At 72.4% G+C, this 15,582-nt stretch carries 15 protein-coding genes; 11 read left to right on the top strand and 4 right to left on the bottom strand.

Annotated elements, in window-relative coordinates:
- Positions 1–18: 18 nt before the first annotated feature.
- The 3 genes from MED15_RS30435 to MED15_RS30425 all read right to left on the bottom strand — a co-directional run bounded on the left by MED15_RS30435 (position 19) and on the right by MED15_RS30425 (position 2,553).
- On the bottom strand, positions 19–831 hold the full coding sequence (locus tag MED15_RS30435) for an ABC transporter permease (RefSeq protein WP_112737579.1): 813 nt from the start codon (positions 829–831) through the stop codon (positions 19–21).
- The gene (locus MED15_RS30430; protein ID WP_112737578.1) at positions 828–1,763 is read right to left on the bottom strand and encodes an ABC transporter ATP-binding protein; all 936 of its coding nucleotides are present in this window, start codon (positions 1,761–1,763) and stop codon (positions 828–830) included. Before MED15_RS30430 ends, MED15_RS30435 begins: the two co-directional genes overlap by 4 nt.
- A gap of 142 nt (positions 1,764–1,905) precedes the next feature.
- Complete coding sequence (locus MED15_RS30425) at positions 1,906–2,553, bottom strand: hypothetical protein (RefSeq protein WP_112583648.1); 648 nt, start codon at positions 2,551–2,553, stop codon at positions 1,906–1,908.
- Positions 2,554–2,712: 159 nt separating this feature from the next.
- Between MED15_RS30425 and MED15_RS30420 the strand changes: the two genes are divergently transcribed.
- The 9 genes from MED15_RS30420 (at position 2,713) to MED15_RS30380 (ending at position 12,059) form a co-directional block, all read left to right on the top strand.
- Positions 2,713–3,483 carry a GNAT family N-acetyltransferase gene (locus MED15_RS30420; protein ID WP_112583647.1) on the top strand — a complete coding sequence of 257 codons (771 nt, stop codon included), beginning with the start codon at positions 2,713–2,715 and terminating at the stop codon, positions 3,481–3,483.
- Positions 3,480–4,418: a lysophospholipid acyltransferase family protein gene (locus MED15_RS30415; RefSeq protein WP_112737576.1), complete on the top strand. Its 939-nt coding sequence runs from the start codon at positions 3,480–3,482 to the stop codon at positions 4,416–4,418. Before MED15_RS30420 ends, MED15_RS30415 begins: the two co-directional genes overlap by 4 nt.
- Positions 4,419–4,542: 124 nt before the next feature.
- Entirely contained in the window at positions 4,543–5,367 is an 825-nt protein-coding gene (locus tag MED15_RS30410) for a DUF4097 family beta strand repeat-containing protein (protein WP_112600976.1), read from the top strand.
- Positions 5,364–5,975 carry a PadR family transcriptional regulator gene (locus MED15_RS30405; RefSeq protein ID WP_112583644.1) on the top strand — a complete coding sequence of 204 codons (612 nt, stop codon included), beginning with the start codon at positions 5,364–5,366 and terminating at the stop codon, positions 5,973–5,975. The genes MED15_RS30410 and MED15_RS30405 overlap by 4 nt, the downstream gene beginning before the upstream one ends.
- 86 nt (positions 5,976–6,061) lie before the next feature.
- Positions 6,062–6,763, top strand: coding sequence for a response regulator transcription factor (locus MED15_RS30400; protein ID WP_030336721.1), 702 nt, complete (start codon positions 6,062–6,064; stop codon positions 6,761–6,763).
- Positions 6,760–8,316 (top strand): sensor histidine kinase, encoded by a 1,557-nt coding sequence (locus MED15_RS30395; RefSeq protein WP_112583643.1) that lies wholly within the window; start codon positions 6,760–6,762, stop codon positions 8,314–8,316. The genes MED15_RS30400 and MED15_RS30395 overlap by 4 nt, the downstream gene beginning before the upstream one ends.
- Positions 8,317–8,378: 62 nt before the next feature.
- Positions 8,379–10,004, top strand: coding sequence for a trypsin-like peptidase domain-containing protein (locus tag MED15_RS30390; protein WP_112725356.1), 1,626 nt, complete (start codon positions 8,379–8,381; stop codon positions 10,002–10,004).
- Positions 10,005–10,182: 178 nt separating this feature from the next.
- Positions 10,183–10,854, top strand: coding sequence for a BON domain-containing protein (locus tag MED15_RS30385; RefSeq protein WP_167457766.1), 672 nt, complete (start codon positions 10,183–10,185; stop codon positions 10,852–10,854).
- Between the two features lie 149 nt (positions 10,855–11,003).
- A complete protein-coding gene (locus MED15_RS30380) occupies positions 11,004–12,059 on the top strand; it encodes a glycosyltransferase family 4 protein (protein ID WP_112725357.1) in 1,056 nt (351 codons plus the stop codon).
- A 19-nt stretch (positions 12,060–12,078) separates the two neighbouring features.
- On the opposite strand, the gene MED15_RS30375 is transcribed toward MED15_RS30380, so the two are convergent.
- The gene (locus MED15_RS30375) at positions 12,079–13,578 is read right to left on the bottom strand and encodes a serine/threonine-protein kinase (protein WP_112725358.1); all 1,500 of its coding nucleotides are present in this window, start codon (positions 13,576–13,578) and stop codon (positions 12,079–12,081) included.
- 165 nt (positions 13,579–13,743) lie between these two features.
- On the opposite strand from MED15_RS30375, the gene MED15_RS30370 reads away from it, so the two are divergent.
- Together MED15_RS30370 and MED15_RS30365 are read left to right on the top strand one after the other, a co-directional pair.
- Positions 13,744–14,577, top strand: coding sequence for a patatin-like phospholipase family protein (locus MED15_RS30370; RefSeq protein ID WP_112583640.1), 834 nt, complete (start codon positions 13,744–13,746; stop codon positions 14,575–14,577).
- Positions 14,577–15,581, top strand: coding sequence for a 1-acyl-sn-glycerol-3-phosphate acyltransferase (locus tag MED15_RS30365; protein ID WP_112583639.1), 1,005 nt, complete (start codon positions 14,577–14,579; stop codon positions 15,579–15,581). Before MED15_RS30370 ends, MED15_RS30365 begins: the two co-directional genes overlap by 1 nt.
- The last annotated feature ends 1 nt before the right edge of the window (position 15,582 follow it).

Here is a 15,582-nt window from a genome sequence, read left to right as displayed (position 1 = left end):
CCGGGGTCGCAGACGCCATCAGGCGATGTCGCGCCGCCGGGTGAGCAGAACTCCGGCGATTCCGCTGACCAGCGCGTAGCCGATCAGCACCAGGGCACCGACCCACCAGGACGGTGTGAACTCCGAGGTGCCCTCCGTGATCATGACCTGGGACGCCACAGCGGGCCAGATCACCTGCCACTTGAGCACCGCCTGGCTGTCGAGCACGTTCGACAGGAGCAGGAACAGCAGACCCACCACCTGGGTGCCGATCAGATAGAGCACCGCCGCCGTGATCACCGCACCGAGCTGGTTGGTGATCAGCGTGCCGATGCCCACCCCGAGGATCGTCCAGATGGCGTAGGCCAGCAGGTTGAACAACAGCGCCCGCTGCACCGGCCACTCACCGAGCTGAGTGCCGTAGTCGTTCGCGGACAGGAAGATCGCGCCGGCGGCCAGGTCGATGAGCGTGGTCGCCAGCCAGAACATGAAGCCGAGCAGGCTGGCCGCGACGAGCTTGCTGACGATGACCGACGTTCGCCGGGGAGTCGTCAGGAACGTCGTGGTCGCGGTCTGGTGGAAGAACTCGTTGGTGACCATCAGGATGCCGATGAGCATCACGAACATCAGCCCGAGGTACTGGCCCGAGGTGTAGAGGTTCGCCGCCTGCGCCGGCGCGGTCGCCTGCTCGGCGCTGACGCCGATCTCTTCGGCGTCGCCGCCGAGCGTCGTGACGAACAGCCACGCGTTGATCGCGAACGCCAGGGCGATCGAGAGGAACGCGCCGAGGGCCAGCCACCACCAGGTGCTGGTGGTACGGATCTTGAGTAGCTCGGATCGGACCAGGTTCATCGGATGCCCGCCTTTCCGGCCGTCAGCTCCAGGAAGACCCGTTCCAGATCGGGCCGTTCGGTGGTCAGTTCGTGCAGCTCGACCCCGGCCGCGAGGGCGGACCGGCCGATCGTCGGGGCGTCCACCCCGCCGACCAGCAGCACGCCCTGCTCGTCGGTCTCGATGGTCGCCGACTGCGCCTTGAGGGCGGCGGTCAACGCCTCGGCCTGCGGGGTGCGGACCCGGACCCGGGCGCCCTGGGCCATCGACCCGAGCACCTGGTCGACCGGACCCTGCCGGACCAACTGCCCGGCCGCGATGATCACCACGTCGTCGGCGAGGAGCTGCATCTCCGACAACAGGTGGCTGGAGACCAGCACCGTACGACCCTCGTGGGCGAGGTTCTTGAGGAACCCACGCATCCACCGGATGCCCTCCGGGTCCAGCCCGTTGGCAGGCTCGTCGAGGATCAGCACGCGGGGGTCACCGAGCATCGCGGCGGCGATGCCGAGCCGCTGCTTCATGCCCAGCGAGTAACCCTTGAACTTGCGCTTCGCCGCCGGGGTGAGCCCGACCAGGGCCAACGCCTCGTCGGCCCGCTGCTTGGGCAGCCCGGCCGCCGCGCAGATGACCCGGAGGTGGTTGATGCCGGTGCGGCCCTTGTGCGCGCTGGACGCCTCCAGCACCGCGCCGACCTGCCGCAGCGGGTTGGCGAGGTCGGCGTACCGCTGGCCGCTGATGGTGGCCGTGCCGGCGGTCGGCGTGACCAGATTCAGCAGCATGCGCAGCGTGGTGGTCTTGCCTGCGCCGTTCGGGCCGAGGAAGCCGGTCACCCGTCCCGGCGCCACGGTGAAGGACAGGTTGTTCACCGCCCGGACGTTCTTGTACTGCTTTGTCAGACCGGACACCACGATCTGACCGTCGCTGGTGGGGCTTCGCTGCCCGTCAGTCATCGTTCTCCTCCCGTGTGTGGCGTCGAGGTACGCCGTGGCACAGCGTGACGGCCCGTGGCAACAAGGTCAATCAGGCGCGGTCAGTACGTTTGCCTCCGTCGCGGGGTGGATGCGACTCATCCCTGCGGACTACGGCAGGGGTTCAGCGGGCGATCCAGGTTGCCCGCGCCGCGCCGAGCAACGACCCGTCCGGGCCGTACAGGCTGGTGTGCACGAGCGCCTTGCGCCCATCGACGCGCAGCAACGCCCCGGTCACCACGCACTCGTCGCCCGGCCCGGGCAGCGCCGCGACCACGGCGGCGATCCGGCCCAGCAGGTACGGGCGGCCCGGCGCGAGCACCGCCCAACCACCGGGGCAGTCCAGCGCAGCCCAGATCGTGGCCGCGCTGACCTCTGCGGGCGCGCGGAAGGGTGCGGCGGTCCGGCCATCGGGCAGCCGGCCGGGGAAGATCCGCAGCCCGTCGGCCCGCTGCGGCCCGCAGACGTAACAGCTGGGGAACGGATGCTCGACCAGGCCGGGGTAGCGGGCCGCGGCGGCCACCGCCGTCTCCAGGTCGACCGGGGGTACGACGGCATCGATCACCCCGGCCGGGCGCACCTCGGCCACCAGTTCGCCAGCCGGGTCCCGGACCTCGCCGTCGACCACTGTCAGCTCGGTCTCGAGCGGTGGTGGCCGGCGCAGCGTCACCTCGACCGGCCCGCTGCCGCCCGCCTCGGCGGCGAAGATCCCCGCGCTCCAGCCGCCGTTGCCGGAACCGGCGGGCCCGTTGTAGCGGGTTTCGATGCGCATCGTCGACCTCCGGTGGTGCGTGTCGGCGCCTTCGCCGGCCTGGTCCGGCAGCCTCGCACGGTCCGCGCCGGGGGTCGCTAGCGGTCTCGCCTGCCGGCGTTCATCCGATCGACACCAGTGGTCCCCGTGGATGGCAACCCGGGCACCTACACAGATCCCATGGCCGTTCTGCATGCCGCTGGCACACCCCTGAAGACCAGCGGATACACCCTGCTGATCGCCGACGACCCCACCCAGGTCGCGGCCGCGCAACGCCTGCGCCACGAGGTGTTCGCCACCGAGCTCGGCGCCACCCTCCCCGGCGAGGCCGGGTTGGACGTCGACCCCTTCGACGCGTACTGCGACCACCTGATCGTCCGCGAGGACAGCACCGGCGAGGTGGTCGGCACGTACCGGCTGCTGCCGCCGGGGCGCACCACCCGGCGCTACGCCGAGGACGAGTTCGACCTGAGCCCGCTCGACCCGCTCCGCGACGACCTGGTCGAGGCGGGTCGGTCCTGCGTGCACCCGGACCACCGCTCCGGCGCGGTGATCAACCTGATGTGGGCCGGCATCATCCGGTACCTGCACCTGCGCGGCTCCCGCTGGCTCGGCGGCTGCGCCTCGGTGCCGGTGGCTGACGGTGGGCGGACGGTGGCCGAGGTGTGGACGCAGGCCCGGGCCCGGCACCTGTCACCGCCGCCGCTGCGGGTCCGCCCCTTGCGGCCCTGGTTCACCGAGGCGGCTGCCGCCGGCCCGGTCGCCGTCGCCCCGGCCGGGCGGGTGGCGGTTCCGCCGCTGCTGCGTGGCTACCTCCGGCTCGGCGCGTGGATCTGCGGCGAGCCGTCGTACGACAGCGACTTCGGGTGCGCGGACTTCTACGTCCTCTTCTCTCTGGACCGGATGAACCCGCGCTACCTGCGGCACTTCCTCGGCGGGGAGCAGCGGTGACCGCCGTGCCGCGCGACCTGTGGCGCCCCGCCTCGGGTTGCGACGACGACTGCCTGCCGACGGCCGGCGAGGTGCCCACGGTGCCGGTGGCCCGCCGGGTGCTCCGGCTGGTCGCCGCGCTCGGCATGTTGCTGACCGGGATCCCGGTGGTGCTGCTGCTGCCCGTGCTTCCCACTCGGGAACGGCAGGCGCTGGTCAGCGGCTGGGCGCGGGCCACCGCGCGCGCCTTCGGCGTCCGCCTCGTGGTCCGGGGTCGGTTGCCCCGGCGGCGCGCGCTGCTGGTCGCCAACCATGTCTCCTGGCTGGACATCCTCGCGGTGCTGGCGGTCGCGCCCACCCGGATGGTGGCGAAACGGGAGATCCGGTCCTGGCCGGTGGTCGGTCTGCTGGCCGCGGCGGCGGGCACGGTCTTCGTGGACCGGGCCCGGCCGCTGACGCTGCCGAGGACCGTCGCCCGGGTCGCCGACACGCTGCGCGCCGGGCGGTCGGTGGCGGTCTTTCCGGAGGGTACGACGTGGTGTGCCGGGAACGGTGCCACCGACTGCCGCCCCGGCGGTGGGTTCCGGCCCGCGATGTTCCAGGCGGCCATCGACACGGGCAGCCCGGTGGTTCCGCTGCGGCTCACCTATTGCTGTGCGACCACCGGGTCTACCACCACGGCAGCCGCCTTCATCGGTGCGGACACCCTGCTGCGCTCGGTGGCACGGGTGGTCGCGGCGCGGGAGCTGGTGGTATCGGTGACGATCGCCGCCGCGCTGCACCCGGCCCGTGACGCCGATCGGCGGTTGCTGGCCCGGGCCGCCGAGTCGGCCGTACACCTGGTGCCGACGGCGGGGGCCGTGGCGCGGGCCCGGCTGCGGCCGGTGCCGGCGGTGACCCCGGCCGTTCCCGCGCCGGCTCTGCCTGCTGATCGCGAGCTGGGCCTGGCGGCCTGAGGAGAGCACGCCGACCGCCGGGCCGGCGACCAACTCGCGACCTGTCTTGTGGTATCGCGATATATCGCGTTACATTCTCCTCCTGTTCGGCGTGCCTTCCGCGCGTCGTCGAGAGGGGAACGCCATGGCCGGATGGACGATCGAGAGCCCACAACGGCTCACAGTTGACGCTCCGGTCGTCCGGCTGGACGTTCGACTGATCAGTGGGCGGCTCAACGTGGTCGCCACCGACGGGCCGACCCGGATCGACGTGACCCAGGTCGGCCGTCGGCCGGTCCTGATCGACCACACCGACGGTCGGCTCAGCATCCGCCAGGAACGCGGTCGGGGCTGGTCGGACGTCCTGCGCTGGTTCCGGATGATCCACCGCTATCCCCGGGTGGACGTCTCCATCGCCGTGCCCGCCGACGTCCTCGCCGATCTGGGCCTGGTCGCGGGCTCGCTGGTCGCCTCCGGCCTGCGCCGGCAGACCACCGCCAACGTCGTCGCCGGCCAGATCACCCTGATGGGGCTGCGCGGCAGCACCTCCGCGAAGCTCACCTCGGGGCCGGTCGAGGCGCTCGGCGTCCGCGGCGACCTCACAGTGGAGACGGTCTCCGGGGAGGTGATCCTCGCCGACAGCGCCGCCGACCGGGTACGGGCACAGACCGTCTCCGGCGCCATCACCTGCGATCTGGACAACCCCCGGCGCAGCGAGATCCGGTTGACCACCATCTCGGGCAGCATCACCGTCCGGGTCCGCGCGGACAGCGACCTCGCCGTCCAGCTGAACACCGCCTCCGGCCGGATCACCAGCGGCTTTCCGCAGCTACGCACCTCGACGTTCCCACTGCCCAGCAGCGAGGGGGTGCTCGGCGCCGGCGACGGTAAGCTCTGGGCTTCCGCGACCTCGGGGAGCATCGCCCTGCTCGCCCGAGCCGTCGACGACGATGCAGAGGAGCTGCCGTGACCGCCGTGTTCAGCCACGGGCGGCTCCGGCTCTACCTGCTCAAGCTCCTCGACGACGGCCCGAAGCACGGCTACGAGCTGATCCGCCTGCTGGAGGACCGCTTCCTCGGGCTGTACGCGCCCAGCGCCGGCACCATCTACCCCCGCCTGCAACGGCTGGAGGTCGAGGGTCTGGTCAGCCACACCGCGGCCGGCGGCCGCAAGACGTACGACATCACCGATGCCGGTCGGGCGGAGCTGCGCCAGCGGGCCGGCGAGTTGACCGCGTTGGAAACGGACATCGCGGCCTCCGTGGCGGACCTCTCCAGCCTGGCCGGCGAGATCCGCAGCGAGGTACGCGGGTCGGCACGCGACCTCAAGCGGGAGCTGAGCGAGGCCACCCGGCAGACCCGGCGGGCCCGGTGGGAGGCGCCCGCGCCGCCGCCCCGCCCGGCGGCGACCGGAGGGCCGCAGGCCGAGCTGCTCGACGAGTTGAACCAGCGGCTGGCCGCGTTCACCGCCGAGGTGGGCCGGCTGATGCGCGCCCGACAGTTCAGCGACACCCAGTTGCGCACCGCGATCCGGCTTCTCGACGGCGCCCTCGACGGGCTGCGTCGCCTGCTGCGCTGACCGGCGTCGCCGGACGGCCGGCGACTCACAGCCTTTTTGCAGGAAGCGTCCAGCGCTGGCGCAGTGAAGTCACCGATGATGGGCGCATGCCCGCTACCCAGACCGAGGCGCGACTGCTCGTCGTCGAGGACGACCCCAACATCCTCGAACTGCTCTCCGCGAGCCTGCGGTTCGCGGGCTTCGACGTGGCCACCGCGACAAGTGGGAGCGCCGCGCTCAACGCCGCCAAGGATCACCGGCCCGACCTGGTGGTGCTCGACGTGATGCTCCCCGACCTTGACGGCTTCGAGGTCATCCGGATGCTCCGCGAGGGCGGCACGCGTACCCCGGTGGTGTTCCTGACCGCCCGGGACGCCACCGACGACAAGATCCGTGGGCTGACCCTGGGCGGCGACGACTACGTCACGAAGCCGTTCAGCCTGGAGGAACTGACCGCCCGGATCCGCGCCGTGCTGCGCCGCACCACTACCGGCGAGCAGGCCCCGTCCCGGCTCACCTTCGCGGACCTGGAGTTGGACGAGGAGACCCACGAGGTGCACCGCGCCGGCCAGCGGGTGCAGCTCTCGCCGACCGAGTTCAAGCTGCTGCGGTACCTGATGCTCAACGCCAACCGAGTGCTCTCCAAGGCGCAGATCCTCGACCACGTCTGGAACTACGACTTCCGGGGCGACGACAACATCGTCGAGTCCTACATCTCGTACCTGCGGCGCAAGGTCGACACCACCCAACCCCGGCTGATCCACACTCTTCGCGGCGTCGGCTACGTGCTGCGCAAGCCGGCGGCGTGAACGCGGTCCAGCAGGCGAAAGGGCGGGTCCGCAGCGTTCCGCTGCGGGTGAAACTGGTCACCTCGGTGCTCGCACTGGTCGCCGTCGCGCTTCTGGTGATCAGCTCGCTGACCGCCTACTTCCTCCGCAACTACCTGGAGGGCCAGGTCGACGGGCAGGTCCGGTCGACAGCCCAGGGCCTCGGCCAGCTGCTTCTGAAGTTGCGCAGCGGTGAGGTCAACGCGATGCTGCCCAGCGACTACGTCGTGATCGTGGCCGACGAGCAGCGGGTGTACGACCCCCAGTACGACAAGCGAAACTTCGACCCTGAACAGCTGCCCACGTTTCCTGCCAGCCGCAAGGACTTCGAGGCGGCGGAGGGCGAGCCGCGCACCGTCATCTCACACGATCGCCTCACCCGGTGGCGGGTCTACTACGCGGCTCAACCGGACGGCTCGGTGCTGGCCGTGGGTCAGCCGCTCACCGACGTGGACCGGGCGGTGAAGCAGCTCGTCTGGATAGACCTCCTGGTCGGTGGCGCAGTGCTGATCATGCTGGCCTCGGTCGGCGCGGCGATCGTCCGGACCAGCCTCAAGCCCCTCGTCGAGATCGAACAGACCGCCGCCGCGATCGCCGGCGGTGACCTGACCCGCCGGGTGCCCGACCCGGAGGAGGGCCAGGCCGAGCCGACCTCGGAGCTGGGCCGGCTCTCCCGTGCGCTGAACGCGATGCTCACCCAGATCGAGGCGGCGTTCACCGCCCGAGCCGCGTCGGAGACCTCGGCCCGGTGGGCGGAGAGCGCCGCCCGGGACGCCGCCGCCGCCGCTCAGGCGTCCGAGGCGCGGGCCATCCGCTCCGAGGAGCGGATGCGGCAGTTCGTCGCCGACGCCTCCCACGAGCTGCGGACTCCGCTCACCACCATCCGTGGCTTCGCCGAGCTGTACCGGCAGGGTGCCGCCCGTGCGCCGGAGCAGACCGCCGGTCTGCTGCGCCGCATCGAGGACGAGGCGGCCCGGATGGGGCTGCTGGTGGAGGACCTGCTGCTGCTCGCCCGGTTGGACATGGAACGGCCGCTCTCGCTCACCCCGGTGGAGCTGCCGGTGCTCGCCTCCGACGCGGTGCAGGCCGCCCGGGCGATGGCACCGGACCGGCGGATCGAGCTGGAGATCGCGCCCGAATCGGGCCCACTCGTCGTCTCCGCCGACGACGCGCGACTACGGCAGGTGATCGGCAACCTGGTCACCAACGCGCTCACCCACACCCCACCGGAGGCCGAGATCCGGGTACGGCTGCGCGCCGAACCGGGTGGCTTCGCCATCGTGGAGGTGGCCGACACCGGCCCCGGCCTCTCGGCCGAGCAGGCGGAACGCGTCTTCGAGCGGTTCTACCGGGCCGACGCGGCCCGTACCCGACGGGCCGACGGCAACACCGGCACCGGCCTCGGCCTGGCCATCGTGGCGGCGCTGGTCGCCGCCCACCACGGCTCGGTCGAGGTGGCCGAGACGCCCGGCGGCGGGGCCACCTTCCGGGTTCGGCTGCCGCTGCTGCCGCAGGTCGACGGAGCGGGCGAGTGACTTTCAGCCAACTTCCAGGACGGTTCCAGGTTGATTGCAGTGCCGGGGGAGAAGGTAGTGCCATGACCGAGTTCGAGTCCGACCCGCAGCGCCGGCCGGCCCCCACCGACGCCGAGCCGTCGCACCCCACCGCCGAGCTGCCGCGCGACGAGCGCGTGCAGTCCGACTCCCCGACCACTCCCGTACCGGTCGTCTCGACCGGCGGCGACCCGACGGTCGCCGCCCCCACCGGTGACGCCGAGACCACCGCCGTCACCCCGGCCGGGTACACCGGCTCCTCCGCGCCCGCCGGCCCGCCGGCCGCCGCTCAGCCGACCGGGTACGAGCCGTCGACCGGCTACGAGCGCCCGGCCGCCACCCCTTCCGCGCCGCCGTACCCGGTCTCCGGTCACCCGGCGCCCGGCCAGCCCGGCTACCCACAGCCGGCCGCCGGCCACTACCCCGGTGCTCCCTGGTACCCGGGCCAGCAGTCCGGCTGGGCCGGCGGGGGCCAGCCGGGGATGCCGTACGCCCAGCACCAGCAGCACCCCGGGCAGCACGCCCAGCACCCCGGACAGCACCCGCACCACCCGGGCCAGCCGGTCCCGCCGTGGGGCCCGCAGGTCGCGCCGCCCGGCAGCGGCCCCCGGCCGGGTCGGATCGCCAAGTTCGCCGGTGCCGGTGTCGCGGTGTTCGCCCTGATGCTCGGTTCCGGTGTTGCCGGTGGGGCGCTCGCGCTCGCCCTCGACGGCGACGGCGGTGGCATCACCCGCACCTACTCCGCGGCTCCCGTGATCAATGGCGCCGACCTGCCGAAGATCGCCGCGTCGGTGCAGGACAGCGTCGTCTCGATCACCACCGACAGCGGTGAGGGCTCCGGAGTGGTGCTCAGCGCCGACGGGTACGTGCTGACCAACAACCACGTGGTCGCGTCCGCCGCCGGCGACGCCGTGCGGGTGGTCTTCGCCGACGGCAAGACCGCCGACGCGAAGATCATCGGCACCGACCCGAAGACCGACCTGGCCGTGGTGAAGGCCAACGGGGTGAACGACCTCAAGCCGGCCAAGTTCGGCGACAGCGACGCCATGCAGGTCGGCGACCAGGTGCTGGCCCTGGGCAGCCCGCTCGGTCTGCAGGGTTCGGTGACCTCGGGCATCCTCAGCGCCCGGGACCGCACCATCCGGGCCGGTGAGGGGCAGCCGCAGGACCCGACCCAGCAGCAGAGCCAGCCGGTCAGCTCGATCTCCGGCCTGCTCCAGACGGACGCGCCGATCAACCCCGGCAACTCCGGTGGTGCGCTGGTCAACACCCGGGGTGAGGTGATCGGCGTCAACACCGCCATCGCGACCTCCGGGCAGAGCACCGGCAACATCGGTGTCGGGTTCGCCATCCCCAGCAACAAGGCCAAGGACGTCGCGGGCAAGCTCCAGCGGGGCGAGAAGGTCAGCCACCCGTCCCTCGGAGTCGGCGTCAACCAGGCCGAGGGCGGCGGCGCCCTCGTCGCGTCGGTCACCCCGGGCAGCCCGGCGGAGAAGGCCGGCCTCCAGCGCGGCGACGTCGTCACCAAGTTCGGCGACAAGCCCGTCAACGACTCGGACGACCTGGTTGGCGCGGTGCAGGCCGGCAAGGTCGGCGACCGGGTCGAGGTGCAGTTCAAGCGCAACGGTGTCGAGAAGTCGGCGACCGTGACGCTCGCCGAAACGTCCTGACCAGTTATCTGAACCTGCTTCCTCCCTCCGGCGGCGGGTGGCGGGGCCGAGGGGGTCGGCTCCGTCACCCGCCGCTTCTTTCCGCCCGGACGGCGGTTCACCCGGATCGGGTGAACCGCCGTCACCCGTCCGCCCGGCAGGTTCGGAGGGCGACGACCGGAACCGGGGGTGGGGTGCCATGACCGAGATGGTGGGTGTCCGCGACGACCAGCGGATCCAACGCGACGTTCTGGCCGAGCTGGCCTGGGACGCCCGGCTGCAACCGAACGAGATCGGGGTGACAGTCGACCAGGGAGTGGTCACCCTGACCGGATTCGTGGACGGTGCCGCCCGCGGCTGGGCCGCGACGCGGTGCGCACAGCGGGTTCGCGGCGTACGGGCGGTGGCCGACGAGATGGAGGTGCGGCTTCCCGGCACTCCTGGGCGTACCGACGCCGAGGTCGCCAACGCCGCCACCCGCGCCTTGGAGTGGGACAGCTTCGTGCCCGCCGAACGGCTGGACGTGACAGTGGCCAACGGCTGGCTGATGCTGCGCGGTGAGGTCGAGTTCGGGTGGCAGCGGCGGGCCGCCGAGGGCGAGGTGCGCCGGCTCGACGGCGTACGGGGGATCACCAACCTGATCGAGGTACGACCCGCGGCGCCACCGGCTGCCGAGCGGTTGCGGCGGGACGTCCAGCGGGCGCTGCTGCGCACGCTCGGCGGCGAGCGGGTGACCGTCGAGGTGGACGGCGACACGCTGGTCCTCGCCGGCGTGGTCCGTTCCTGGTGGGAACGCGATCAGGTCGAGCGGGTGGCGTGGTCCGCGCCCGGGGTGCGGGTGGTCCACGACCAACTCCTGGTGGGCGGGTGATCGTCCGCCATGTCCGGTTTACCCGGGACGCCATCGGGAAACCGCCGCCGACCGGCGGTGCCGCCGCACCGGGGGAGCAACGGGGAGGACTCGTGGCCGTGAACCACCCGCCTGCGGGCCGCCCTGAGGAGCGGTCGCTGCGCATCGCGATGGTGGTTCCGCCGTGGTTGTCCGTACCGCCGCCCGGCTACGGCGGCCTTGAACAGGTCGTCGCCGCCCTGGTGGACGCACTCTGCGAGCAGGGGCACTCGGTGACCCTGTTCGGCGCCGGAGATGACCACGGCACGGCGGCCGGCGGCTTCGTCTCCACGGTGGCCGAGGTCCAGTACGAGCGGCTCGGCGAGTCACTGCCCGAGCTGGCACATCTGGCCCGGGTGAATCGGCTGATCAGCCCGGCCGACTTCGACGTGATCCACGACCACACCACGATCGGTCCGCTGGTCGCCGGCCGCCGGGCCGTGCCGACGGTCGCGACCGTGCACGGCAACCCCGTGGGGGAGTACGGCGACGTGCTGAGCGACATCGACGCGGGCGTCGCACTGGTGGCCATCTCGCACGCTCAGCGCCGGCTGAACCCGAACCTGCCCTGGGCCGGCACGGTGCACAACGCGCTCGACATCCGCGGCTTCCCGCGCAAGCACACGCCCGGCGCGGGGCCGGTGCTGTGGCTGGCCCGGTTCAGCCCGGACAAGGGCCCGGACACCGCCATCCGGGCGTGCCGGGCGGCCGGACTGCCCCTGCTGTTGGCCGGCAAGTGCAATGAGCCGGCCGAGCGTCGCTACTACGAGCAGGTCGTCGCGCCGATGGTCGACGACGACGTGACAGTCGTGCTCAACGCGGACCGCGCGACGACGCTGCGGATGCTTGTCGACGCGCGCTGCCTGATCATGCCCATCCAGTGGGACGAGCCGTTCGGCATGGTGATGCTGGAGGCGATGGCCACCGGCACGCCGGTGGTCGCGCTCAACCGAGGTGCGGTGCCGGAGCTGGTGCGGCCGGGGCTGACCGGGCTCGTCGTCGAACGGTCGGAGGAGCTACCCGCGGCGTTGCTCGCGGCGGAGCGACTCGACCCGGAGGACTGCGTGGCGCACGTCGCGCGGAACTTCTCGGTCGAGCGGATGGCGAGCGGCTACGCGGAGGTCTATCGGCGCTTCGCCCTCGGCCGGCACGACGTCCGTGAACCGGCCCGGGTGCCGGTGCGCTGACCCACCGGTCTCCGCCGGGTCAGGCTCCGGTCGCGCCCAGCTCGGCGATGGCGGCGTCGAGCCGAGAGGCGTACGCCGGGCTGATGCCGCCCTCACCGAGACGGACGGCGACCTTCGCGCGCAGTCGGGCCACCGGCGGTGCCAGCTCTTCGCGGCCGGAGCTGACCGCCACGGTCAGGTTGCGCAGCTCGTTTCGCAGGTCGAGGGCAACGTCGTCGCGGATCTCGCCGGCGCTCAGGCCGGCGCCGATCAACCCGTCGACCCGGTTCGCGACCTCGGTCAGGGTGCCTGGGTTCGAGGTGGGCGCCCCGGTGGTCGGCTTCGTCGTCGGCGCCGCGGTCGGCGGGGTCGACGTGATCGGCGCGGACGACTCGGGGGCCGGCGGGTCGGTCGACGGGGCCGTCACCGGCCCGGCGGAGGGCTGCGCCCGGCGGGTCGGCTGCTGTTCGGGCAGCAGGGCCACCCCGGCCAGCGTCACCCCGACGGCCAGCACCAGCAGCAACACCAGCCGCCGCCGCGACCAGCCGGACCCGGTCGCCGGCTCGCCCAGGCCGGAGGAGGTCCCGCCGTCCGAGGTGTCTGGATCCAGTCGTGCCGCCGCCGGAGGGCTGGCCGCCGCGATGACGGGCGACTGTGGTGGCAGGGGCTGGGTGGGCACCCGGATGGTCGCCGTCGGGGGCTCGGCGGGCAGCGAGTGGTCGCGGAGCGCGGTGGCGACCTGCCGGGCGGTCGGCCGATCGGCAGGGTTCCGGGCGAGGCTGCGCAGGCAGATCTGGGCCACCGGTGCGGGCAGGTCCGGTAGGTCGGCCAGCGTCGGCGGCGGACCACTGGCCAAGGCTGCGCTGAGCTGCTCCCAGGTGTCCGCCGGATACGGGACCCGGCCGGTGAGCGCCTCGTGCAGCAGCACGCCGAGCGAGTAGACGTCGGTGGACGGTTGGGCCGGCGCGCCGTCGAGGCGTTCCGGGGCGACGTACGCCGGGGTGCCGAAGGTCTCGCCGTCCTCGTCCTCATCGGGTGCGCCGATCCGGGTGGCGATGCCGAAGTCGAGGACCTTGACGCCCGTCCCGGTCATCATCACGTTGGCCGGGGTGATGTCCCGGTGCACGATGCCGAGCCGGTGCGCGGCGGCCAACGCGTCCGCCACCTGCGCGCCCACCTGGACCGCCTCGGTCCACGGCAACGGCCCCTCGGTGAGCCGCAGCTTCAACTCCTCGCCGCTGAGCAGCTCCATCACCACGAACGAGGTGATCGAGCCGTCCGGGTCGACCGTCTCGCCGTAGTCGTGCACGGAGGTCAGGTGCGGGTGCACCAACTGGGCGGCAGCCCGTGCCTCCTCGCGCACCATGCCCCGGAACCGCGCGTCGGCGGCGAGTGACGGGGCGAGCACCTTCAGCGCGACCACCCGGTCCAGTACCTCGTCCCGGGCACGCCAGATGACCGACATGCCGCCGGCGCCGATCTGGTCCAGAAGTCGGTATCTGCGAGCCAGCAACCGGCCCGGATGCAGTGCTGCCTTCACGGATCGCACCTGCCTCAGGGGTGGGAGCGGTATCAGGTTGCGCGAATGCGTCCTGCCTGTCAACGCCGTAGCCACCAGCCGTCGACGGACGGTGCCTGCCGTGCGCTGACCGCCGGTCGACAGCGGCCCACCGGTCGGCGGCGGGCCCGTGCCAGGATGAGAGACATGGCGGGGGGACCGGTGGCGTTCGTGCTCGGCGGCGGGGGAGTGCTCGGCGCGGTCGAGGTCGGCATGTTGCGTGCCCTGTTCCGGGCCGGCATCCAACCCGACATGGTCCTCGGCACCTCGATCGGCGCGGTCAACGGCGCGCTGGTCGCCGCCGATCCGTCCGAGGCGGTGACCGACCGGCTGGTCCGGCTCTGGGCCTCACCGGAGGCGAGCGAGGTGTACGGCGACTCGGTCGCCCGGCAGTTGCGCCGCTTCGCCGCCCGCACCCACCTGCACTCACCCCGGCCGCTGCGCCGCCTGTTGGAGAACGAGCTGGGGGTGGACACCACCTTCGCCGATCTGCGGGTTCCGTTCCGGTGCTGCGCCGCACACATCGAGCGGGCCGCCGAGCACTGGTTCGACAGCGGCCCGGTGGTGCCGGCGGTGATGGCGTCGGCCTCGGTGCCGGGCCTGCTCCCGCCGATGCAGATCGACGGCGCGCACTACGTGGACGGCGGCATTGTCAACTCCATCCCCATCGGCGAGGCGGTGGCCGTCGGCGCCCGCCGGATCTACGTCCTCCAGGTGGGTCGGATCGAACGGGACCTGACCCCGCCCCGTCGGCCGTGGGAGATCGCGCAGGTCGCGTTCGAGATCTCCCGCCGGCACCGCTTCTTCCGGGAGATGGCGGCTCTGCCGGAGGGGGTGGAGGTGCACGTCCTGCCGACCGGCGGGCTCAACCCACGCGACGACACACCCTGGGCGTACCGCGACATGGCGGCGGTGGGACGGCGGATCAGCCGCGCGTACACCGCCTCCCGGCGCTACCTCGCCACCCACCTGGAGCGTTGATGCCGCTGCCTCCCCGGTGGCTGCGTCGGCTGCTGATCGCCCCCGCCGTCGTGCTGCTCGCCTTCCTCGTGGTCACCACGTTGCCGATCTGGGCGCTGCTCGCCGCAGCCGCGTCCCCGCTGGTCCCGGGCCGGTTGCGCCCGCTGCGACTGCTCTGGATCGGCTGCTTCTACCTGGTCTGGGACGCCGCCGCGCTGCTCGCGCTCTTCCTGCTCTGGGTCGTCTCCGGCTTCGGCTGGCGGACCCGGTCGCCGGCCTTCCAGCGCGCGCACTACGTGCTGGCCGGCTGGTTCCTGCGGGTGCTGTTCTGGCAGGCACGTTGGACACTGCGGTTGCGCATCGACGTCGTGGGCACCGACCCGGACACCGCGCTGCCCGGCCGGCCCGAGCTGGTGCTCTGTCGGCACGCCGGGCCGGGCGACTCGTTCATCCTGATCCACGGGCTGGTCAACTGGTTCCACCGCGAGCCACGGATCGTCCTCAAGGACAGCCTCCAGTGGGATCCGGCGATCGACGTGCTGCTCAACCGGCTGCCCAACCGGTTCATCGCGCCGACTCCGGAGCGCGGCGAGGAGACGGTACGCCAGATCGGGCACCTCGCCACCGGCCTGGACGACAACGACGCGTTCGTGATCTTCCCCGAGGGCGGCAACTTCACCCCCCGGCGACGGCTGCGCGCCATCGCCCGGCTGCGCTCCCTCGGCCTGGAATGGATGGCCCTGCGCGCCGAGCGGATGCGCCACGTGCTCGCCCCGCAGCCCGGTGGGATGCTCGCCGCGCTGGACGCCGCACCGGACGCCGGGGTCATCTTCGTCGCCCACACCGGGCTGGACCGGATGCTGACCGTCGCCGACGTGTGGCGGGAACTGCCGATGGACAAGCGGATCGTGATGCGGTTCTGGTCCGTGCCGCCGGAGGACGTACCGACCGGACGGCAGCAACGCATCGACTGGCTCTTCGATTGGTGGGCGCAGATTGATGCCTGGATCGCCGCTAATCGGTAGA

The sequence above is a fragment of the Micromonospora noduli genome (genome assembly GCF_003264475.1).
GTDB classification, from domain to species: Bacteria; Actinomycetota; Actinomycetes; order Mycobacteriales; family Micromonosporaceae; genus Micromonospora; species Micromonospora noduli.
This window is presented reverse-complemented; position numbering and strand designations above follow the sequence as displayed.

What these genes read in the sequence shown, in the direction of transcription:
- MED15_RS30370 (WP_112583640.1), top strand. Translation starts at nt 13,744, where the DNA reads ATGGCGGGGGGACCGGTGGCGTTCGTGCTCGGCGGCGGGGGAGTGCTC.
- MED15_RS30425 (WP_112583648.1), bottom strand. Translation starts at nt 2,553, where the DNA reads ATGCGCATCGAAACCCGCTACAACGGGCCCGCCGGTTCCGGCAACGGC.
- MED15_RS30435 (WP_112737579.1), bottom strand. Translation starts at nt 831, where the DNA reads ATGAACCTGGTCCGATCCGAGCTACTCAAGATCCGTACCACCAGCACC.
- MED15_RS30385 (WP_167457766.1), top strand. Translation starts at nt 10,183, where the DNA reads ATGACCGAGATGGTGGGTGTCCGCGACGACCAGCGGATCCAACGCGAC.
- MED15_RS30390 (WP_112725356.1), top strand. Translation starts at nt 8,379, where the DNA reads ATGACCGAGTTCGAGTCCGACCCGCAGCGCCGGCCGGCCCCCACCGAC.
- MED15_RS30420 (WP_112583647.1), top strand. Translation starts at nt 2,713, where the DNA reads ATGGCCGTTCTGCATGCCGCTGGCACACCCCTGAAGACCAGCGGATAC.
- MED15_RS30400 (WP_030336721.1), top strand. Translation starts at nt 6,062, where the DNA reads ATGCCCGCTACCCAGACCGAGGCGCGACTGCTCGTCGTCGAGGACGAC.
- MED15_RS30410 (WP_112600976.1), top strand. Translation starts at nt 4,543, where the DNA reads ATGGCCGGATGGACGATCGAGAGCCCACAACGGCTCACAGTTGACGCT.
- MED15_RS30365 (WP_112583639.1), top strand. Translation starts at nt 14,577, where the DNA reads ATGCCGCTGCCTCCCCGGTGGCTGCGTCGGCTGCTGATCGCCCCCGCC.
- MED15_RS30430 (WP_112737578.1), bottom strand. Translation starts at nt 1,763, where the DNA reads ATGACTGACGGGCAGCGAAGCCCCACCAGCGACGGTCAGATCGTGGTG.
- MED15_RS30380 (WP_112725357.1), top strand. Translation starts at nt 11,004, where the DNA reads ATGGTGGTTCCGCCGTGGTTGTCCGTACCGCCGCCCGGCTACGGCGGC.